Below are 22,870 nucleotides of genomic sequence, written 5' to 3'. Positions count from 1 at the left end.
TCTCATGTTAAGAACAACCCAAATTATTCTTATCCTTTTATTGTTTTCGTTTTTTTCATGTAATAAAACTAATGAGAGTCAAACAAAAGCAAATAAGCACACAGCAGCTCACCCTAATTTAATGTTAACGGTTGATGGTGTAAATAGCATCAAAAAGAATTTAAAAACGACACCTTTATTCGATCAAACATTAGAACAAACCAAAAATGAAGTAGATGAGCAGATAGCCAAAGGAATTGATATTCCTATTCCAAAAGATATGGCTGGAGGTTATCCACATACTCAGCATAAAATAAATTATGCGGTAATGCAAAAGGCAGGACTTTTATTTCAAATTTTAGGTGACGAAAAATATGCAGCTTACATAAAGGAAATGTTGATGGGATATGCAGATTTATACCCAAAATTAAATCGTCATCCCGAAACAAGATCATATGCAAGAGGTAAAATATTTTGGCAATGTTTAAACGATGCGAACTGGTTAGTGTATACAAGTCAAGCTTACGATTGTATTTACAATTGGTTATCGGAGAAAGATAGAGGCCATTTAGAAGAAAATTTATTCAGACCCTTTGCTGATTTCTTATCAATAGAAACACCACAATTTTTCAATCGTATTCATAATCATAGTACTTGGGGTTGTGTTGCTGTTGGTATGATTGGTTTGGTTATGAATGATGATGAATTGGTAAATAGAGCTTTATATGGTATAAAAAAAGATGGGATTTCAAATGAAGCTTTAGATAATGACGGTGGTTTAATTAAGTCTAAAGATGGAAAAGCAGGATTTCTAGCAAATTTAGATAGCCCGTTTTCTCCTGATGGATATTATACAGAAGGACCGTATTATCACAGATATGCATTGTATCCTTTTTTAATTTTTGCTCAAGCACTTCAAAACAAAAAACCTGAGCTTAAAATTTTTGAATACAAGAATGGTGTTTTACTAAAGTCTGTAGATGCGATTTTAAATCTAACAGATGAAGATGGAGATTTCTTTCCTTTAAATGATGGACAAAAAGGAATGTCATACTTCAATTCTTCTCTAATTTCTGCAGTTGATATTGCATATTTCTATGGAAATAAAAATAAACAGCTATTATCTATCGCAAAAGCTCAAAATAAGGTTCAATTAGATGAAACAGGTATGGCTGTTGCTTTAGCTTTAAAAGAGGATTTAGCAGAACCTTTTGAGAAAAGTTCAATTGAATTAACAGATGGAGCTAATGGTGATGAAGGAGCCATTGGTATTTTAAGAGGAACTTACAAGAATCAAAAATTGACTTTAGTAATGAAGTATTCTGCTCATGGTTTAAGTCATGGACATTTCGATAAACTTTCTTTTTCATTGTATGAAAATGGTGAAGAAGTAATTCAAGATTATGGATTATCAAGATTTGTAAATGTTGAACAAAAAAATGGTGGCGGGTATTTAAAAGAGAACAAAACCTGGGCAAAACAAACTATTGCTCATAATACCATTACGGTAAATCAAACCTCTCAATACAAAGGAAAGTTTAAAGAGAGTAGTAAAAATCATTCAGAAAAATATTTGTTTAACAGCTCTAATAAGAAAGTACAAGTTGTAAGTGCAATAGAAAATAATGCATATAATAATGTTGTACTTCAAAGAACAATGGTTTTGGTAACAGATACTGATTTAGCAGCTCCTTTTGTTTTAGATATCAATAAAATAAAATCTAAAAATAATAACACTTACGATTTACCTTTTTATTATTTCGGACAAGTAATTGGAACGAATTTAAAATTAGAAACTTCTTTCCAATTAAATACTTTAGGTAATACAAATGGATATCAGCATTTATGGAAAGAAGCAAAAGCGAAGCCTTTAAATCAATTCACACAGTTTACATGGTTAAATCATAATAAATTCTATTCGATATCTTCTGTATCTGAAACAAATGAAGATTACATTTTAGGAAGAATAGGTGCAAATGATCCTAATTTTAATTTAAGAAGAGATCCGGTTTTTATTCACCGTAAACAAAATAAGTCCAATACATTATTTGTAAATGTTATAGAATCTCACGGAACTTATAATGCAGTGCTTGAACTAGCAAAACAATCAAAAAGTACTATAGAAAATACAAGTATAATATATGATGATAAAGATTATACTGCTATAAAAATTGTATTTACCAATAAAGAACAACGCGTATTTATAATTTCAAATACAAATCCCTCAGAAAATACAAAACACGAATTAACTATAAAAGATAAGCATTACAAATGGGTGGGTGCTTACTATTTCAATAATTAAATACAATAGAAATGAAAACATTTGAAGCGAGTAAAGAATTTCTCTTTGGAGATGAAATTGAATGGGAAGTTGTTGGGGAAGGAGTTAAACGAAAAATTATGGGGTATGATGATAAAATCATGTTGGTTAAAGTACACTTTGAAGTCGGTGGAGTAGGACCAATGCATGAGCATTATCATTCTCAAGTTACTTATGTAGAAAATGGAGCTTTCGAATTAACTATAGGAAAAGAAACTAAAATACTTAAGGGAGGAGATTGTTTTTACATCCCACCACACGTTATGCACGGAGCTATCTGTAAAGAAGCAGGAGTTTTGATTGATGTATTTAGTCCTATTCGAGAAGATTTTATGCAAAATACTGACAAATAATTTTTTATAAATCAAAAAATAAATTATATTTGGTTAACCAAACTGGTAAACCAATTTATTTTGATCTAAAAAAAAGGATAGTTTAAGGTCCTATCCTTTTTATATACTTCTTTGGAACCGAAGTAATATCAAGTGCAAAAAGCAATCGATAAGGCAAAAATACTAAAGATATGAGAATTGCCAAAATCTGGTTTTAGATTTTGAACTTGAATAAGATCGAAATGACGCAAAAAACAACAAACAAATTATGAAATTACAAACCAGATTAACTTTTATAGCAATGCTCTTCTGTTGGATTGCTATATCAGCTCAAGAATCTTTCACGGTAAGTGGTACCATACTTTCCAAAGAAGATAACCAGCCTATACCTGGAGCTAATATTATTTTATTTGGTACAGTTAAAGGAACTTCAACAGATTTTGATGGTAAATTTTTTTTAAAAGTAAAAAAAGGACAGGTACTTCAAATTTCAAGTGTTGGATTCAAAGATCGATTAATTACGATTGAAAATAATAAAGAATTAACCATTGTACTAACCGAAGAAGCAAATGTTCTTAATGAAGTAGTGGTAGTAGGTTATGGATCACAAAAGAAATCGAATGTAACAGGAGCGGTATCTAAACTTGTTAACAAAGATTTAGAACAGATCGGTGTAGCTCGTGTTGATGATGCTTTAGTAGGACAAGTTTCCGGAGTAAACATTCAAGCAACTGAAGGAGAAGCAGGTTCGGCACCAACGATTAGAATAAGAGGTACAGGTTCTATTTCAGGAGTTTCTGATCCGCTTATTGTAGTTGATGGATTAGTAGTTGATAATGAGTTTTTAGGCTCTTTAGATATGAATGACGTCGCTTCTTTTGATGTGTTAAAAGATGCAGCTTCTACAGCTATTTATGGATCTAGAGGTAGTAATGGTGTTATTCAAATCATTACAAAATCAGGAAAAGAAGGAAAAACCAAGTTTTCGTACAATACCTTCACAGGTATTAAGGAAGCGAGACAATCAGAAGCTTATAATCTTACCTTAGCAAAAACAGCTCAAGCAGAATTAGCACTTAACGGTTCGTTATCTGATAGAACAAGATATAAACAATTAATTGGTACAGATAGAAGTTGGCAAGATGTTATTTTTGATGGAGGTACAATTACAAATCATTCATTTAGTGTAAGAGGAGGAACAAAAAAAACAAAATTTAGTGCAAACCTTGGATATGTTCATGATGAAGGTGTTTTAATTACAGACGATTTTAAAAAATATAACTTAAAACTTAAAGTCGATACAGAATTATCTAAGAAGTTTAAAGTTGGTTTTAGCCTAACACCAACATTTACAGATCGAAGACGTTTTGATGGTTCAGCTCATGATATTTTAAGACAGCCATCTTGGTTGCCATTATATGTAGATGCAAATAATATTCAATTTGTAAATCGCTTGAGAGACAATGGAAGATGGGCTAATGTACAAATTGGCGATTATGCTGTACAACGTATGTTTGATGATTACGATTTACTTACAGGTCAGCCAATAGCTACAGGAGGAACAGATATAAGTAATTCTTCAAATACAAATCCAGCTGCTAAAGTATTGGAAAGAAACAGAACAGAAGAAAGGTTTAGATTATTTGGTTCTGTATATTTGAATTATAAAATTGTAGATGATTTAGAGTTTAAAACTTCTTTCTCAGGAGATTTTGAACAAAGAAACGGATTTCGTTACTCTGGAGTTTTAGCAAATAGAAATGGAGCCGATGCAGCTTTTTTAACAACAACAGATTTAAATAGAATTCATTTAGTTTCAGATAACTATTTCACATATAATCATGTGTTTAATGATAAACATAACATAAATGCTGTAGCTGGTTTTTCAACAGAAACTTTTGATACCAAAACACAATCTATAACAGGAACAGGATTTACATCAGATATTTCTCAAACTTTAGATGCGGCAACTAATATTTCGAATAAATCTTCTTTACAGTATGAAACTACATTTATGTCTTTCTTTGGAAGAATAAACTATGCTTTTGATGATAGATATTTAGTGTCTTTAAGTTTTAGAAGAGATGGTAGTTCTATTTTCGGACCCGATTCTAAGTTTGGAAATTTCCCAGCAGCATCTGTTGGTTGGATTGCTAGTAACGAAAAGTTTTTAGAAGATAGTGATGTAGTATCCAATTTAAAAATTAGAGCAAGTTATGGATTAAGTGGAAATAATAGATTGAATACGGGTGATGTATTAATAGATACGTATCCTTCAATAGCTTTATTACAAGCTACTTCTACAATAATAGACAACAACGTACTCTCTGCTTTTGATCCTTTAAATTTACCAAATCCAGATTTACAATGGGAACAATCTAGTGAGATCAATCTAGGTTTAGATTTTGGTTTATTCAATAATAGAATCAGCGGAGCCGTAGATGTATACAAAAGAAACAATAACAAACAACTACTTTTTAACCCAGTTTCAGTAACTACCGGATTTGCTCAAGCTTTAGTCAACCTTGGAGAAGTTGAAAATAAAGGAATTGAACTTGAGTTACAAACTCGTAATATCGTAACAGAAGATTTTAGTTGGTCATCAAGCATGTTAGCTTCAATAAATGAAAATGAATTAATCAATTTTGGAGATTCTGATGGTCAAATTTTAAATGTAGATTCTAAAAGAGCGGCAGAATGGATCAATTCTGTAGGAAATCCGGTAGCTTCCTTTTATGGTTGGGTGGTTGATAGAGAAATTCCTCTAGAGTTTATTAGAGATCCTTTTCATCCAGTTGGAGGTCAAGCTCAAGATGTTTATGTAAAAGACTTAAATGGAGATGGATTAATTGATGATGATGATAAAACAATTTTAGGAGATCCTTATCCAGATTTAGTTTGGAGTTTTAGCAATAGTTTTAGATACAAAAATGTAGATCTAAGCTTTATGTGGCAAGGAAGTCATGGAGCTGAGGTCAGAAATATGGGAGATCAGTATTTATTCAATCATTTCAATAGCTCACAAGATTTTGATCCTGCTATAACACCAGATCAAGGATTCATAAAACAAAAAATATTCACCAATTCAATCATTCAAGATGCTTCTTACATCGCTTTAAGAAATGTAAATATTGGCTACAATTTTTCAAATGATTTACCAGATACTTTCGACTTTTTTACTAGAGCAAGAGTATATGTAACAGGGCAAAACTTATTATACTTTACAGCAAGTAATTATACAGGATTTAACCCCGAGTTTGTGCAACGTACAGGACCTTTAACTTTTGGATATCAAAGAGCAGGTTCACCAATTGCAAGAACTATTTCATTAGGATTAAACTTAGAATTTTAAAACAACACCATGAAACAAATAAAAAATATTTACACAATATTAATTATCATTTTGATTTCGTATTCATGTAGTGATAATTTTTTAGAACCAGCACCAGTTGGAACTCCGAATGGAGAGACATTTTACTCTAATGATGATGAATTAGAACTAGGTGTTGTTAATATGTATGACGGAATTCAAGGAATTAATTCGACAAATTCTAATGACAATCACGGAATTCAAGTTGAATTCTATGTTACTGAAATGAGAAGTGATAATACTCAAACTAAAAGTAGTGAAGGAGAAGCAGCTCAATTTGAAAACTATACAATAGAAGCTAATAATGGTATTGTAGCAGATTATTATCGTAGTTTTTACAATGTTATTTTTAGAGCAAATATCATCTTACAAAATTTAGGAAATGCAAGTAGTTCAAACCGAACTAGATTTGAAGGTGAAGCTAAATTTGTTAGAGCATATGCATATTTTAATTTAGTACGATTATTTGGGGATATTCCATTAATAGATCGAGTTATCGCTCCAGCAGATAAAGAAATTCAATTTACCAGAAAATCAAAAGATGAGGTATATACTCTAATTGAATCAGATTTAAACAGAGCCATTGAAACATTAGGAAACGGGTCAAAAAACAGAGCATCTAGAGCAGCAGCACAAACGTTATTGGCTAAAGTTTATATGACTACAGAAAACAAACGTTACTTAGAAGCACAACAATTATGTGAAAGCGTAATGAATTCTGGTTTTTCTTTAGAAACTAATTTTAAAGATATATTCTTTAATGAAGGAAACAACGAAGTTATATTTTCAATAGGATATTTAGGTGATGATGCACAAAATAGCCAAAATTTTTCTGCAGAATGGTTGAATGCAGTTGGAAGAACTAGTGGAGTAAATTATGTAACTCCAGATGCAAAAGAAGCATTAGATAACTTCGGAGGTAATCGAACTGATTTTTCATATAGAGTAGATCAAGCACAACCAACACAATTTCAAGTAGTAAAATATATACCTGAAGGAGATGCAAGTCTAGGAATAGACCCTACTTCAAGTAATCCAACACAAGCAGGAAATGATTGGGTAGTACTACGTTATGCTGATGTATTGTTATTACATGTTGAAGCCATTATAGGATCATCAAATGAAACTAGTGTTCCTGCGGCTTTAGCTTCTTTCCAAGCAATTCGTGATAGAGCAGGATTAACAACTACTGTAACCAATATAACTAAAGAAGACTTATTGTTAGAACGAAGAGTAGAATTGGCTTTTGAAAATCATCGTCTTTTTGATTTGTTACGATTCAATAAAGCACAAGAAATCTTAACAACATTCTCTACTAATATTGGAGCAAGTTTTAGCGCAACAGATTTACTATTACCTATCCCACAAAGAGAAGTGAATTTAGGAGGAGGGATTTTAGAACAAAATCCTGGTTACTAATTAAAAGAGCTTACAAAAAATGAAAACAATAAATAAATTCAAAAAACAAAAAAAATACTTGACAAAGGTTTTAGTTTTTGTTGGTATATTAATATTTGGATCATGTAATTTCGAATTTGAACTTCCAGAAGAAGGATCTATTGAAGATGCAACACCACCATCTGCTGATTTCGATTTTAGTCAGAGTACAGAGAATTTCAGACTGTATAATTTTGCTAACTTATCTAACAGTGCAACAAATTTTAGCTGGAATTTTGGTGATGGTAACACATCTATAGAAAAAGAAGGAGTTAATGAGTATCCGGGTGAAGGAAGCTATACCGTAACTTTAACAGTTTCAGATGCTCTTGGAGTAGAAAGTACCATTTCTAAAACAATAGAGGTAATACAGCCAGAAGAACCAGATGTTCCAGATCCAATTTTAGTAAATGCAGATTTTACAAAATTACCGAAATCATCAGGTTCAGATTGTACATGTTCAGCTTGGATAAACAAAGATTTAGGTGATCAAGGAGAATCTAGTTCTGGTAATGGTGGATCAGATAATGTATTAAAATTCGATAATAATGAACCAGATCATATTTATCAAGAATTCGAAGTCACACCAAATTCAGATTATACAATAGAGATTGTAGCTTCATTTAAAGATTTAACAGGCGGATCATTTCCAAGTATGTTAGAAGTTAGAGCTTTAGCAGGATCGGGATATGTAAGTGGTTACTCTCCAATGTATTTTACAGATACAGCATTATTTCCACAAGAAAACTGGGGTTACACTTCGATTACTCAAGTTGAAGATGCTGCGAATAATCTTTTAACAGAAGCTATAAGTAATCCTGGAGATGATAGTTATGTTACCTATCGTTTTACTTTTAATTCAGCAGCCAACAATAGTGTTGCTCTATTCATTCGAGGAATAGGAGGACCAGCTACTGGAGGTGGCGGTGGAGATTTTGGTTATAATAGCGGAGATGAAGAAATACGAGTAGATTCAATAGTTATTACAGCAATCAATTTGTAAAGTTTAATGAAAAGTATTCTAAAGCACATAGTAAAGCTTTTAGTATTGATATTCTTATCTGTAAACGCTACCTGTGTGGCGCAAAAAAGTAGCGTTTCAGGTAAGAAAAATAAGATCGAGAAAAAAAGGAAGAAAAGAAGAAAAAAAGCGAAGCTTCCAAAAATAGATCTTACACATTGGAAAGTTACCATTCCAGAAGGAAATGATAAAGGAAAACCTTATGAGGTAAGTCCACCAGAAATTTTTGATTATGCTAATAATGATGTATTAAAAAAGTATATGTATAACGATTCTGCAAGAGGAGCTTTAGTATTTTATGCAGAACCAAATATAACTACAGCAAATACAAAGTATTCTCGTTCCGAATTACGTGAGCAAATGAAGCCAGGTGACAATAATGTAAACTGGACTTTTAAACAAGGCGGTAGAATGAAAGGGAAATTAGCTATAGATGAGATTTCTAAAAATGAAAAAGGAGAATATCATAAAACAATCATTATGCAAATTCATGGAAGATTAACGAATGAACAAAAAGAGTTGATTGGTCAAAAAGATAATAATGCTCCTCCAATTTTAAAGATATATTGGAAGAACGGTAAAGTAAGAGTTAAGACTAAAATTCTAAAAAACAAGACAGCAACATATAAAGAGTTGTTGCATAAAGATGCTTGGGATGATGATGAAGGTTATACATTTAAACAGAAAGTAGGTTTTAAAAAATTTACACTTGAAGTAAAAGTATCTGATGGAAAAATGGTAGTAATTTTAAATAATAATGAATTTAAAGTATACGAGAATATTCATATGAAAAGGTGGGGTATTTTTGAGAACTATTTTAAAGCAGGTAACTATTTTCAAACTAGAGATAAAGATGCATTTGCCCGAGTTCGATTTTACAAGTTAGAAGTATCACATTAATTAGCAATTAATTTTTCAAAAAATAGCAGATAAATATAAACTTTAACAGATGTAATTTATTAAATTCGTAAATCGGAACTGGTTAACCAATTATATAGAAAGTACATGAAATTAGATATTTTAACAACAAATGACAGCGAAAATGTTCAAAAGAAAATTATTTCTCAAATCAGAGAATTGATAAACTTTAAGAACTTAGAACCAGGTGATAAGCTTCCTTCAGAACGAATGTTGTCTGAAAAGTTTGGTGTTTCAAGAGGAAATATAAGAGAAGCCATTCAAAAACTTGAGTTTTACGGATTGTTGAAATCAATTCCTCAAAGCGGGACTTTCGTAGCTAATATTGGTGTAATTGCCCTTAATGGTATGATTGAAGATATTCTAGGGTTAGAAGATCCAAGTTTTAAATCTTTGGTTGAAACCAGAATTTTATTAGAACTTAAAACTGCAAGGCTAGCAGCATTAAGACGTACTGATGAAGATTTACAAGCCATGGCTCAAACTTTAGAAGCGTATACAGAAAAGGTAAATAAAGGTGAAGATGCTGTTCAAGAAGACTTATTATTTCATTTGGCAATAGCAAAAGCAAGTGGTAATAGTACAATAAATACTTTCATGTTAATGATTACGCCAGGTATCATAACCAATTTTGAAAAATATCATGTATGTGATAAAAACTTGGCGCAAAAAGGTATACAAGAACATTACGATATATATGAAGCGATAAAAGATCAAAATCCCCAGTTAGCAAAACAAAAAATGAAAGATCATTTTAGCGTGTTATATCAGTATTGTTATAATTCAGACAAAGAAATATAAATCAAAACTCAAAAACAGCTTTTTAATTAAGCGAAAACAAACAAATTACATATAGAGTATTAGTTAGATAATTTCAAACAACTGAAATTCTGACAGATATATTAGAAAAATCAATAAGGTTCATAAAGCCAGTTTTATGAGCCCAGACCAAATACGTTGTAAACTAAAGTAAAAATGAAAATCAAAGGACTTAGATGGTGGGTAATAGGTTTAATTGCATTGGCAGCTATTATCAACTATATAGATAGACAAACATTAATTGTTTTATGGCCAGACATTGCAGAAGAATTGTATCCTGATAAGAACGCAGATCAAAGAAAAGAGATTTATTCTTGGATAACCATAGTGTTCATGTTTTCTTATGCATTTGGACAAGCTATTTTCGGGAAAATTTTTGATTGGATTGGAACACGATTAGGTTTTATTCTTTCTATAGGAGTTTGGTCTATAGCTACAGCTTTACACGCTTTAGCAAATTCGTTTGCAAGTTTTGCATTATTCAGATCGATCTTAGGTATTTCTGAAGCAGGAAATTGGCCAGGAGCATCAAAAGGTAATGCAGAATGGTTTCCTACAAAAGAAAGGGCCTTCGCACAAGGATTGTTTAATTCAGGAGCAGCCATAGGTGGTACAATTGCAATTCCTTTAATTGCATACTTAGCTGTTCATTTCAGCTGGCAAACCATCTTTATTTTGGTGGGTTCTCTTGGACTATTATGGTTAATTCCATGGATTATAATGGTAAAAGCTCCACCAAAAAAACATCCTTGGATAACAGAAGAGGAAAGAAATTATATTTTGAAAGGTCAAAATGAAAGTACGAAAGCCTCAAGTGAATCTACAGCGGAAGAATATAATCCAAATACTTCAAAATTATTAGCTCACAAACAAAGTTGGGGAGTAATCATTTCTTCAGCAGCAATCGATCCAATATGGTGGCTATTTGTATCGTGGATTCCTATTTATTTATTTGAAGTTTATGGAATGGATGTAAAAGGAATTGGACTTTATGGTTGGGTACCTTATTTAGGAGCAGCAGTAGGAGCTTGGTTTGGTGGTTTATTAGCTCACAATAGATTAAAAGTAGGTTGGAGTATTGATAAAACAAGAAAGATGGTCATTACTTTAGGATGTTTAATTATGCTACCTGCGTTATTAGCACTAGCTAATCCAGGCGGACCAACTACAGCTGTACTAATTATGGCAATAATTCTATTTGGATTTCAAACTGCAATTGGGAACATACAAACTTTACCAAGTGATTTATTTAGTGGAAAAACAGTAGGAACACTTTCCGGATATTCAGGTATGGCAGCAAAATTAGCTGCGGCAGGGTTAACATTCTTTGTACCATGGTTAACTAAAGGAGGAAATTACACACCAGTATTTGTCATTGGAGCAATTTTAGCAACAATAGCTTTAGCAAGTGTATGGATTTTATGTCCAAAAATAGAACGTCTTCAAGCGAAAAACTAGAAATATAAATAAGAAACAATTAACAAAAAAAACAAAAATTAAAATGAGCAAAATAGCTGTAATTACAGGAGCAACAGGAGGAATAGGTTTTGCTGTTGCAAAAAGGTTAGGATTAGATGGATATACTGTCATTTTGAATGGCATTGAAGATGATATGGGCGCAAAAAGAGTTGAAGAATTAACAGCTGAAGGTATAACAGCAGAATATTATGGTTTTGATGTCACCAAAGAAGAAGCAGTTACAGAAAATATCACCAAAATAGGAGAGAAGTATGGAAAAATAGACACACTTGTAAATAATGCAGGTGGTTTAGGAGGTCGTCAACGTTTTGAAGAAATGACAACTGATTTTTATCGTTTTGTAATGGCTTTAAATTTAGACTCGGCTTTTTTCGCTTCAAGAGCAGCAATTCCTTATTTGAAAAAAAGTGATAATCCATCAATTATAAACTACACATCAAATGCAGGTTGGAATGCAGGTGGTCCTGGAGCTGGTATTTATGGAACTTCAAAGGCTGCAGTTCATACTTTAACTAGAGCATTAGCGAAAGATTTAGCGGAATACGGAATTAGATCAAATGCTGTTTCTCCTGGAACTATTGATACAGATTTTCACAAACAAATTAAATCTACAAAGCCAGAAGTATTTGCTTCATGGGCTAAAAATATTATGTTAGGTAGATTAGGGCAGCCAGAAGACGTAGCAGGTGTAGTTTCTTTTTTAGCAAGTAAAGATGCTGCATTCATCACCGCAGAGACAATACAAATTGGAGGAGGACAAGCTCTAGGTATTTAATTAAATCATTATTTGATTATAAAAATATTTTAAGAAATGAGTAAAGTTGTTGCTTTTGGTGAAATTTTAATGCGATTGGCTACAGAAAGACATCTTCGCTTTTCTCAAGCAAATTTCTTTGATGTAACCTATGGAGGTGGAGAATTCAATGTAGCTGTGTCTTTGGCAAATTATGGTGTTACTTCAGATTTTATTACTTGTTTGCCTAATAATGATATTGGGCAATGCGCAATAGAAAAGATAAGACAACGTAATGTAGGTGCGAATCATATTGTTTTAGATGGAAAAAGAATAGGTATTTATTTTTTAGAAACTGGAGCAGGAACTCGTGGCAGTAAAGTAATTTACGATAGAGAAGATAGTGCGATTGCTAATATTAAAGAAGGTCAAATAAATTGGGATACTGCATTAAAAGACGCAACTCATTTTCACTGGAGTGGTGTAACTCCAGCGATTTCTCAAAATGCAGCAGCAGAATGCTTAAGAGCAGTTAAAACAGCTCACGAAAAAGGTATTATTATTTCTTCAGATTTAAATTATAGATCTAAGTTGTGGAAATATGGTAAAGATCCTAAAGATATCATGCCAGAGTTATTAAAGTACAGTAACATCATATTAGGAGACATCGATACTGCACTTTTTATGCTGGGTAAGTCAAAAGTAACACCTAATTATGAGGATTTAGAATCTTTATCTAAACTATATGATATTATAGTAGAAAATTGTCCTAATTTAGATGTAATGGCAACAACTTTACGTTATTCTGTAAGTGCATCACATCAAAAAATTGGAGGAATTTTATATGATAAATCTAAAATTTTAAAAGCTCAAACTAGAGATGTTACACCTGTAGTAGATAGAGTAGGAAGTGGTGATGCTTTTATGGGAGGTTTGTTATACGGGTTAATAAATCCTGAATTTGATTTACAAAAAACATTGAATTTTGCAGTAGCTGCATGTTGCTTAAAGCATACAATTTCTGGAGATTTTAATTTAACAACTAAAGAAGAAGTTTTACAGATGGTAGATGGAAATACATCTGGTAAAGTTTCAAGATGATTTAAACAATAGATTATGGCTAAATTTTCACGTATACAAGTGATTATAGCAATGGATAGAACAGGATTAGTTCCTCTTTTTTATCATGAAGATATAGAAGTATGTAAAAAAATAGTAGACGCATTATACAAAGGTGGTGCTCGATTACTAGAATTTACTGCGCGAGGAGATTTTTCTCATGAAGTTTTTGGTAAACTCTCTAAATATTGTAATACTCAGTATCATGATATGATTTTAGGAGTAGGTTCTTTAACCAGTGCCGCTGAGGCTTCTCTTTTTATGCAATTAGGAGCAAATTTTGTAGTAACTCCTGCTTTTCAAGAAGAAATAGCTATTACATGTAATAAGAAAAAAGTTTTATGGTCTCCAGGATGCGGATCTTTAACTGAAATTTCAAAAGCAGAAGCTTTTGGATGTGAAGTGGTAAAGTTATTTCCGGGAAGTGTTTACGGACCAGAGTTTATTAAAGCAGTCAAAGGACCAAGTCCATGGACAAGTATTATGCCAACTGGTGGAGTTTCACCAAATGAAGAGAGTATAAAATCATGGATTGAGGCTGGAGCAGTTTGTTTAGGTATGGGATCTAAATTAATTTTAAAAAACTCTGAAGGAGAGTATGATTATGAAAGAATTCAAGATTTAACAGAAAAATCTTTAGAGTGGATAAAAAAATACAAATCCTGATTTTAAATTAGGATTTGTATAATTTTTATTCTTAGTCTTTAGCTTTTAGTAAATTCAATATAATTTCTTCTAAACTGTCTAAATTATTTTCATGGGCTTCTTCAGCAGATACTTTATAAGTCTTACCCTCATGAGTGGTTGTTATTTCCATAGAAGCACCAGTTTTAACTGCTTGGATAATATTATTTTCATCGATTGCATATATTGTTGGAAAACCTGCACAGTGTTTAAATCCAGAAATTGAAATGCAAGCAATGTTTTCTTCTTGAATCTTTGATGGAATTAATGTGATTTTATCGTTGTATTTATCCTTCATTTCAACAACATCTCTTTTTAAATCCCATAATAAAGTAAAGAAGTCTACTTTAGAGTAATATTTGTCTACTAATTCATTTACTGCTAAAGTTTGAGCTTGGCAAGGAGCACACCAAGAAGCTGAAACTATCATTATTCTAGGTTTATTCTTTACTACGTTATTTATAGAAAGAGTATCTCCGTTTAATGTTTCAAAAGTATAATTACCAAAAGGTTTTCCAACTAGATTTTCGCTTTTAATGGCTTGAGAAAAAACTAGATTTACGAATAATAGAAAAGTTACAATAAATATTTTTTTCATAGGTATATTTTAATAATTTTTATCAAAATATAAAATTAAAAATAAAAGACTAATGTTTAGTGAAATAGAAATCTCAATATTCAATAAAGAAAATATTATAAATTAATTTTTAAAAAACTTGAAGGAGAGTATGATTATGAAAGAATTCAAGATTTAACAGAGAAATCTTTAGAGTGGATAAAAAAATACAAATCCTATGTGATTTTTAGGATTTGTGTTTAATTAAAAAACCAAAGTTTATTTCCTTCCCCCTAAATAAATTATTTAATTCATATTGATTGTTTATGCGAATGGCTTTGGTTTTACTCAATTATTCAAACTTTTTTGTTAAAAAATCATACACCATTGCTTTGGTAATATCTTTTCCATTAGCTAATTCTTTAATTTTAGCAAAAGGAAAAACATAAGTACAACCATTACTATACTCTGAGCATCCATAAGCAGATTTACCTTTTAAAATAGTCCCTTTTTTACATTTTGGACAGGTAATTTTATCAGGAATGGCTTTAGTTTTTTCCGCACCTCCTTGTTTAGGTTCTAACTTTAAATTAAAATGCTCATCAAAGCGAACTAAACCTTCTACTTTTCCTTGTTCAGTTTTCCAACCTTTTAAATTAGTAGTACATCCTTTGTCAAGTAATCGAATTAATTGACTTTCAGAAATCTTTTTCTCTAAGAAAGAGAAGGGAAGTTTAAAATCACAACCGTTTTTATAATTCGAGCATCCGTAAGCAGTACTACCTTTTAGTAAGTTTCCTTTTTTACATTTCGGACACTCTTTTCCAACTACTGTCTTTTTACTCGTTGTTTTCTTTTTCGTTTTTTTTGCAGTCGAATCTTCTGTATTATTTTCTGCGGAAAGGCGAACCGTTTTTTTACTAGATCGAACCTCATAAACCAATTGATCTACCATTTGTTTCATTTGTTTAATGAAAGTACTTGCATGATAATCTCCGCGTTCAATTTCCTTTAAACGTTTTTCCCAAAGTCCAGTAAGTTCAGCAGATTTTAAAAGTTCATTGTCAATTAGTTGGATTAAATCTATACCTGTTTTAGTTGGTAGAATTAATTTTTTCTGACGTTCAATATATTTACGTTTAAAAAGTGTTTCTATAATACTTGCACGTGTAGATGGACGACCAATTCCGTTTTCCTTCATTAGCTCTCGCATTTCATCATCATCTACTTGTTTACCTGCAGTTTCCATAGCACGTAACAAACTTGCTTCTGTATAATTTCTTGGAGGCTTTGTTTCTTTTTCTAAGAAACTTGGTTCATGCGGACCTTTTTCTCCTTCTTCAAAATTAGGAAGTAAACTTTGGTCTGAAGTTACTTTTTTAGGTTCTTCATTGTATTCAAAAACTACTCGCCATCCTTTAGTTAAAATCTCTTTTCCAGTAGTTTTAAAAGATACATCATCAGCTTTACCAATAACGGCTGTATTTGCAATATCACTATCAGGATAAAAAACAGCTATAAAACGACGAACAATGATATCATAAACTTGTTGTTGATTGTATTGTAAATTCGTTTGAACTCCAGTAGGAATTATAGCGTGGTGATCGGTGACTTTTTTATCATTAAAAACACGAGACGATTTCTTAATTTTCTTACCTAATAAAGGCTGAGCTATTTCAGCATAATTAGTTAAGTTTTTAAGAATACCAGCAACTTTAGGGTATATATCATTTGGTAAGAAAGTAGTATCAACTCTTGGATAAGTAACTACTTTCATTTCATATAATTTTTGAACAATTTTTAAGGTTTCATCAGCAGAAAATCCAAATTTATTGTTGCAGTATACTTGTAATCCTGTTAAATCAAAAAGTTTAGGAGCATAATCTTTTCCTTTTTTCTTTTTCACAGAAACAATTTCAAAGTCAGATTCTTTTACTTTATCTGCGAATTTTTGTCCATCTTCTTTTTTTAGAAAACGACCTTCTTCACAATTAAAAAGTGTATTTCTATAGGTAGTTTGTAGTTCCCAGTAAGGTTGAGGTTTAAAATTTTGGATTTCTAAATAACGATTTACTAACATCGCTAGTGTTGGTGTTTGAACTCTACCAATAGAAAGTACCTGTTTGTAACCACCAAATTTTACAGTATATAAACGTGTAGCGTTTAAACCTAATAACCAATCTCCAATTGCTCTAGAATAACCAGCGTAGTATAAATTATTGTAATCTTCTTCTTCTTTAAGATTACTAAATCCGTCTTTTATAGCTTCTTCAGTTAATGAGGAAATCCACAAACGTTGTACTTTTCCTTTGTAATCAGCTTGATTAATTACCCAACGTTGTATTAATTCTCCTTCTTGTCCGGCATCCCCACAGTTGATAACCACATCGGCTTTTTGGAATAATGACTTTACAATATTGAATTGTTTTTGGATTCCAGAGTCAGCTGTAACTTTGGTTCCAAATTTCTCTGGAAGCATGGGTAAATTGTTCAAATCCCAGCTTTTCCAGTGAGGTTTGTAGTCTTTTGGTTCTAAAAGTGTACACAAATGGCCAAAAGTATAGGTAACGGCATAACCGTTTCCTTCAAAATATCCATCATGTTTGGTGTTGGCTCCCAAAATGTTAGCGATTTCTCTTGCCACACTAGGTTTCTCAGCGATACAAACTTTCATTATTCATTTTTAATCGCCGAAAAATAGTAAAATTGATATAATAATTCTATTTTTAGGCGTTATTAAAGTAATTAATAAAAATACGAATCCCTAAAATTAGAAGAATTATGAGAAAAGCTTTATTGTTATTATTGTTAGTTGTTTCAGGATCTGTGTATTCACAAATCGAATTTATTGAAACAAGTCAAAGCGAGGTTGTAGGAAAAATTAGTTATGTGTATTTAGAGAAGGTTGGTGAGAATGATTACAACTTCTTCTTTAAGAACATTAATGCAATCGGACATGAATATGTAAGCTTTAGTTTTAAAAACTTAGATAACGATTTAGATAAATTATATAATGGAATAATGGGAGGTTTTCAAACTGTACCAAGAGACCCATTAAAAATGAAAGCAAACGGACAAATTGTTTGGTTAAAGTATTCTAGAGAAGATGGTGAAGCTTTCTTACAAATTCAAATGACTAGTGGAGATAATCCTGTAGATGTTGAAGAAAATGTAAAAGTATCTAGATTATTAACTGCTGAAGATATTACAAAGCTATTTAAGAAGTAATAATAGCTTAACAATATAAACAAAAGCGTTTCTAATTTTTTTAGAAACGCTTTTTGTATTTATGAATTCAAAAAAGACTTTAATTCATCGTAAGTACTAATTTGAATTGATTCTTTCTTTTTGGTTATGATTTCTTGAATTTCTTCTGGAATAGGAATTTTTTGAGATAATGTTTCCTCAACCACATCTAAAAATTTTACAGGATGTGCAGTTTCTAAAAACACACCAAACTCTTTCTCTTGTAAACCATAAGTTTCTAAACCTAAATAACCAACAGCACCATGAGGGTCTGCTACGTAATTAGACGTGTTGTAAATTCTTTTCATTGCATCTTTAGTAAGATCATCTGAAAATGAAAAAGAAGAAAATCTAGTTTTTAAATCTTGAAAATCGTTGTTAAATAACTTTTGAATTCTAATAAAATTACTCGGATTTCCAACATCCATTGCATTAGATATTGTAGCTGTAGAAGCTTTAGGTTCGTATTTCCCTGCCTTCATAAATTGAGGAACAGTGTCATTTACATTTGTAGCAGCAACAAAATGTTTAATAGGTAAACCTAATTTTTGTGCCATCATTCCAGCACAAATATTTCCAAAATTTCCACTTGGCACAGAGAAAACAATATCTGAATGTTGTTTGTATAGTTGTTTGTAAGCAAAGAAATAATAGAACATTTGCGGTAACCAACGTGCTACATTTATAGAGTTTGCAGAAGTTAATTGTCTTGAAATCCCTTCGTCTAAAAAAGCAGATTTAACCATATCTTGGCAGTCATCAAAAACCCCATGAACTTCTAAAGCAGTAATATTTTTACCTAAAGTAGTTAATTGTTTTTCTTGAATATCACTCACTTTACCACTTGGGTACAGTATGACAACATCAACACCATTGACACCTAAAAAACCATTAGCAACTGCACCTCCAGTATCTCCAGATGTTGCAACCAAAACAGTTACTTTATCTGGATTCTGAGAATTAAAGTAGCCTAAACATCTAGCCATAAATCTAGCTCCAACATCTTTAAAGGCTAGAGTAGGACCATGAAATAATTCTAGAGCTCCAATGTTTTCTTCTAAAGAAACCACAGGAAAATCAAAATTAATAGTTTCAGAAACGATTTTTTGTAAAGTTTCTTTTGGAATTTCATCTCCAACAAACTGTTTAATTGCTTCAAAAGCAATTTCTTCATTAGAATATTGATCAATATTAGCAATGAACTCTTTTGGTAAAGGTTGAATTTCTTCAGGGAAATATAAACCTCTATCAGGAGCTAATCCTTGTATTACAGCTTCACTAAAAGAAACGGGTTTAGCATTATTATTTAAACTATAGTATTTCATGATTAATTAGATTCTAATATGGTTACTCCTTGTGTGTTTATTTTTGATAATACCATGGTATAATCGATACCAGTTTTTTGATATAATTCATCTATTTGTTGATGTACTTTTTTAGCGGTTTCTTTCCCTTTACAAAGTGCAAAAATTGTTGGACCGGATCCAGAAATACCAGCGCTTAAAGCTCCATAATCTAAAGCAGTTTGTTTTACTTCGTCAAAATGAGGAATTAAATGTTTTCTTGCTGGTTCAACAATAATATCTTTAAGTGAATTAGCTATAGTTTCATAATTATTAGCATATAAACCACTAATTAATCCTCCAACATTTGCCCATTGTGTGACAGCGTCTTTTAAAGGAATTTCTTCTGGAAGTACATCTCTAGCATCTTTAGTTTTCACTTGTACCTGTGGATGAATAGCGACAAGCATTAATTCAGAAGGAACAGGAATTTTAATTACATTTAAAGGCGAATACTGTTGTACTAAAATAAAACCACCATAAATTGCAGCAGCTACATTATCTGCAATAGGTGAACCACAGGCTATTTGTTCACCAAACATTGCAAACTTAGTTAACTCTAATTGAGAGAAAGGTTTGCCAAGTAATTCATTTACAGCAAAAGCAGCACCTGCAGAACTAGCTGCACTACTACCTAATCCACTTCCAGGAGCATATCCTTTATGAATCTCAATCTCTAAGCCAAAATCTGCTGGATGTTTTTCTAACATAGCCAGCGCAACTGCACTAGCAGCATTTTTATCACTTTCGTAAGGTAGATTAGCACCTATGATTTTAGAGATTTTAACTCCTTTTTCTTTTGTTTTTGTGAATGACATTGTATCTCCAAGGTCATTTACAGCAAAACCTAAACAATCGAAACCACATGAAACATTAGCTACTGTAGCTGGTGAAAATATCTTTATTTTATTCATTATTTACATTTCTGTTAATATATGTTTGTTGCTGATTATTTAAATATGAAATTTAGTTATTAGCAACTCTTATTACATCTGCAAAAATACCAGAAGCAGTAACATCTGCACCAGCTCCTGCACCTTTAATTTGCAGCGGTTGTACTGGATATCGATCTGTAAAGAATAATACAATATTATCGCTCCCTTCTAAATTGTAAAAAGGATGATCCTGAGGAATATGTTGTAAACCAACCTTTGCCTTTCCATCTATAAATTCTGCAACATATTTCAATTTACAGTTTTCATTATTTGCTTTAGCATAAATCTCTTGAAAATGCGATTCAAATTTTGTTAAGCTTTCATAAAAATCTTTATTGTTTGAAGTATCTAAGCTTTCTTGTGGTAAAAATGATTGATTTTCTATATCTGATAATTCCAGTTCATAACCACTTTCTCTAGCCAAAATTAGAATTTTTCTAGCAACATCAACACCGCTTAAATCAATTTTAGGATCTGGTTCGGTGTATCCTTCATGCTGAGCTTGTTCTACAATATCATGAAAAGTATTAGTATTATTGAAATTGTTGAAAACAAAGTTTAAACTACCAGATAAAACAGCTTGTATTTTATGAACGCGATCACCAGAAGCGATAAGGTTTTTTAAAGTATCGATAATAGGTAAACCAGCTCCTACATTAGTTTCAAATAAGAAAGGAGCGTTAAATTGTTTAGAAACTTTTTTCAATGTTTTGTAGTTGTTTAATTCTGAAGCACAAGCAATTTTATTACAAGTAACTACAGCAATATTATTTTCTAAATACTGTTGGTACATTTTTGAAACATGCTCGTTAGCTGTATTATCAACAAATACACTATTTCTTAAGTTTAAAGCTTTAGCTTTAGCATGAAAAAGATCTAAACCTGTAGTTTCTCCTTTGTTTAATAGTAAATCTTTCCAGTTTTGTAAATCGATTCCTTGTTCATCGAAGTACATTTTTTTTGAGTTTGAAAGTCCTACAACTCGTACATTAAGTTTAAGCTGTTCTTGTAAATATTCTTTCTGTTGTTGTAATTGTGCGAGAAAACGATTTCCAACATTTCCTACTCCAGTAACAAATAAATTTAACTGCTTTGTTTGCTCTCCAAAGAATTGCTCATGCAAAGTATTTAAAGCTTTTTTGGCATCAGAACGCTTAATTACTGCAGAAATATTTTTTTCAGAAGCACCTTGAGCTATTGCTCTAATATTAACATTATTTTTTCCTAAAGCACTAAACATTTTTCCACTTAAGCCTTGATGATTTTTCATATTATCACCAACTAAAGCTAATATGCTTAAGTTTTTTTCTGTATGAATAGGATCTATCTTCTTTTGATTGATTTCTATTTCAAACTTTTTATTTATACTGCTAACTGCTTTTTCTGCATCTTCTTCTAATACACCAACACAAATAGTATGTTCGGAAGAAGCTTGAGTTATTAAAATCACATTGATATCATCATCTGATAAAGCTTCAAACAAGCGTTTAGAAACTCCAGAGATACCAACCATTCCACTACCTTCAACAGTTAGTAAAGCGATGTTTTCAATATAACTAATTCCTTTAACAGAAGAACTTTTATCAGTATTTAGGGTGATGAATGTACCTTCATCATTAGGTGCATTAGTATTTTTAATTACTAATGGAATTCTCATTTCTCTTACAGGTTGAATAGTAGGAGGGTAGATTACTTTTGCTCCAAAATGAGACATCTCCATGGCTTCCTGATAAGAAATATGACGGATAGGTTCAGCTTGTTTTACTATAGTTGGGTTTGCAGTAAACATACCACTAACATCTGTCCATATTTGTAATTCTTCCGCATGAACAGCCGCCGCATAAATAGATGCAGTATAATCTGAACCACCTCGTCCTAACGTTGTTGTTTGTCCGTTATAACATTTTGCAATAAAACCAGGTAAAACTACTACCTGAAAATCATTTTCGTTAAAATAAGAAGAACAGTTACTATATGTTGTTTCAAAATCTACCTGAGCTTTTAAATAATTATTGTCAGTAATAATTAACTCTTGACTGTCTTTAAACGTTGCATTTAAACGTTCTTTAGCAGCTTCAGAAATAATGTAAGAAGATAAACGTTCACCGAAACTACTAATAATAGCTTTAGCTTTAGGTGAAAGTTCTTCTAATAAATAACACCCCTTATGTAGAGTTTTTAATTGATTGAATAATTCATTTGTTCGTTCTATGACGTTGTGAGAATTATTACCAATTAAATTTTCAATAGTTTCGAAATGATGTCGTTCAACCTCATTAATTAAGGTCAAATAACTTTCATCTTTACTCTTTGCTAATTGTGCACTTTTTAATAGAGTATCTGTAGTTTTACCAAATGCAGAAACTACTACTGCTAATTGATCTTCTTTTGATTTTTCTTCAATGATATTCAAAACTTTTTGTATGTTTTGATAATCTTTAACTGATGAACCTCCGAATTTTAGGACTTTCATTTTATGTGAATTAAGGTAGAATGATTACTAATTGTGATTTAACTTTTAGTCTTTTTTAAAAAGACCTATACCGAGAATTATATGTAGAAAAACAACCCCTAAAGGG

The 22,870-nt window shown here is 31.4% G+C and carries 17 protein-coding genes; 12 read left to right on the top strand and 5 right to left on the bottom strand.

Going from position 1 to position 22,870, the window contains the following annotated elements; translation table 11 throughout:
* The first annotated feature begins 4 nt into the window (after nucleotides 1-4).
* The 11 genes from AQ1685_RS12200 to AQ1685_RS12150 all read left to right on the top strand — a co-directional run bounded on the left by AQ1685_RS12200 (nucleotide 5) and on the right by AQ1685_RS12150 (nucleotide 14,193).
* Complete coding sequence (locus AQ1685_RS12200; protein ID WP_095072533.1) at nucleotides 5-2,281, top strand: alginate lyase family protein; 2,277 nt, start codon at nucleotides 5-7, stop codon at nucleotides 2,279-2,281.
* Between the two features lie 11 nt (nucleotides 2,282-2,292).
* Nucleotides 2,293-2,652 (top strand): cupin domain-containing protein, encoded by a 360-nt coding sequence (locus AQ1685_RS12195; RefSeq protein ID WP_095072531.1) that lies wholly within the window; start codon nucleotides 2,293-2,295, stop codon nucleotides 2,650-2,652.
* 247 nt (nucleotides 2,653-2,899) lie between these two features.
* On the top strand, nucleotides 2,900-5,983 hold the full coding sequence (locus tag AQ1685_RS12190; protein ID WP_095072529.1) for a SusC/RagA family TonB-linked outer membrane protein: 3,084 nt from the start codon (nucleotides 2,900-2,902) through the stop codon (nucleotides 5,981-5,983).
* Nucleotides 5,984-5,992: 9 nt separating this feature from the next.
* On the top strand, nucleotides 5,993-7,420 hold the full coding sequence (locus AQ1685_RS12185) for a RagB/SusD family nutrient uptake outer membrane protein (protein WP_095072527.1): 1,428 nt from the start codon (nucleotides 5,993-5,995) through the stop codon (nucleotides 7,418-7,420).
* Nucleotides 7,421-7,439: 19 nt separating this feature from the next.
* Complete coding sequence (locus tag AQ1685_RS12180) at nucleotides 7,440-8,441, top strand: PKD domain-containing protein (RefSeq protein WP_095072525.1); 1,002 nt, start codon at nucleotides 7,440-7,442, stop codon at nucleotides 8,439-8,441.
* A gap of 6 nt (nucleotides 8,442-8,447) precedes the next feature.
* Complete coding sequence (locus AQ1685_RS12175; protein ID WP_095072523.1) at nucleotides 8,448-9,359, top strand: polysaccharide lyase family 7 protein; 912 nt, start codon at nucleotides 8,448-8,450, stop codon at nucleotides 9,357-9,359.
* Between the two features lie 105 nt (nucleotides 9,360-9,464).
* Nucleotides 9,465-10,178, top strand: coding sequence for a FadR/GntR family transcriptional regulator (locus AQ1685_RS12170; RefSeq protein ID WP_095072521.1), 714 nt, complete (start codon nucleotides 9,465-9,467; stop codon nucleotides 10,176-10,178).
* A gap of 174 nt (nucleotides 10,179-10,352) precedes the next feature.
* Nucleotides 10,353-11,654 carry an MFS transporter gene (locus tag AQ1685_RS12165; RefSeq protein ID WP_095072519.1) on the top strand — a complete coding sequence of 434 codons (1,302 nt, stop codon included), beginning with the start codon at nucleotides 10,353-10,355 and terminating at the stop codon, nucleotides 11,652-11,654.
* Between the two features lie 43 nt (nucleotides 11,655-11,697).
* Entirely contained in the window at nucleotides 11,698-12,450 is a 753-nt protein-coding gene (locus AQ1685_RS12160) for an SDR family NAD(P)-dependent oxidoreductase (RefSeq protein WP_095072517.1), read from the top strand.
* A 36-nt stretch (nucleotides 12,451-12,486) separates the two neighbouring features.
* Nucleotides 12,487-13,509, top strand: coding sequence for a sugar kinase (locus tag AQ1685_RS12155; protein WP_095072515.1), 1,023 nt, complete (start codon nucleotides 12,487-12,489; stop codon nucleotides 13,507-13,509).
* A 15-nt stretch (nucleotides 13,510-13,524) separates the two neighbouring features.
* Nucleotides 13,525-14,193 carry a bifunctional 4-hydroxy-2-oxoglutarate aldolase/2-dehydro-3-deoxy-phosphogluconate aldolase gene (locus AQ1685_RS12150; RefSeq protein ID WP_095072513.1) on the top strand — a complete coding sequence of 223 codons (669 nt, stop codon included), beginning with the start codon at nucleotides 13,525-13,527 and terminating at the stop codon, nucleotides 14,191-14,193.
* Between the two features lie 31 nt (nucleotides 14,194-14,224).
* On the opposite strand, the gene AQ1685_RS12145 is transcribed toward AQ1685_RS12150, so the two are convergent.
* Nucleotides 14,225-14,809: a TlpA family protein disulfide reductase gene (locus AQ1685_RS12145; RefSeq protein WP_095072511.1), complete on the bottom strand. Its 585-nt coding sequence runs from the start codon at nucleotides 14,807-14,809 to the stop codon at nucleotides 14,225-14,227.
* 310 nt (nucleotides 14,810-15,119) lie between these two features.
* A complete protein-coding gene (locus tag AQ1685_RS12140; protein WP_095072509.1) occupies nucleotides 15,120-17,441 on the bottom strand; it encodes a type IA DNA topoisomerase in 2,322 nt (773 codons plus the stop codon).
* 107 nt (nucleotides 17,442-17,548) lie between these two features.
* Here AQ1685_RS12140 and AQ1685_RS12135 point away from each other — a divergent pair, with 107 nt between their 5' ends.
* A complete protein-coding gene (locus tag AQ1685_RS12135; RefSeq protein ID WP_095072508.1) occupies nucleotides 17,549-17,995 on the top strand; it encodes a hypothetical protein in 447 nt (148 codons plus the stop codon).
* A gap of 59 nt (nucleotides 17,996-18,054) precedes the next feature.
* Here AQ1685_RS12135 and thrC read toward each other — a convergent pair whose 3' ends face one another.
* Genes thrC through thrA form a run of 3 tightly spaced genes read right to left on the bottom strand, consistent with a single transcriptional unit; the run spans nucleotide 18,055 to nucleotide 22,764 of the window.
* On the bottom strand, nucleotides 18,055-19,338 hold the full coding sequence (thrC, locus tag AQ1685_RS12130) for a threonine synthase (RefSeq protein ID WP_095072506.1): 1,284 nt from the start codon (nucleotides 19,336-19,338) through the stop codon (nucleotides 18,055-18,057).
* 2 nt (nucleotides 19,339-19,340) lie between these two features.
* Entirely contained in the window at nucleotides 19,341-20,270 is a 930-nt protein-coding gene (locus AQ1685_RS12125) for a homoserine kinase (protein ID WP_095072504.1), read from the bottom strand.
* Between the two features lie 52 nt (nucleotides 20,271-20,322).
* Nucleotides 20,323-22,764 carry a bifunctional aspartate kinase/homoserine dehydrogenase I gene (gene thrA, locus AQ1685_RS12120; RefSeq protein WP_095072502.1) on the bottom strand — a complete coding sequence of 814 codons (2,442 nt, stop codon included), beginning with the start codon at nucleotides 22,762-22,764 and terminating at the stop codon, nucleotides 20,323-20,325.
* Nucleotides 22,765-22,870: the final 106 nt, after the last annotated feature.

The sequence above is a fragment of the Tenacibaculum jejuense genome (genome assembly GCF_900198195.1).
Lineage (GTDB): Bacteria > Bacteroidota > Bacteroidia > Flavobacteriales > Flavobacteriaceae > Polaribacter > Polaribacter jejuensis.
This window is presented reverse-complemented; position numbering and strand designations above follow the sequence as displayed.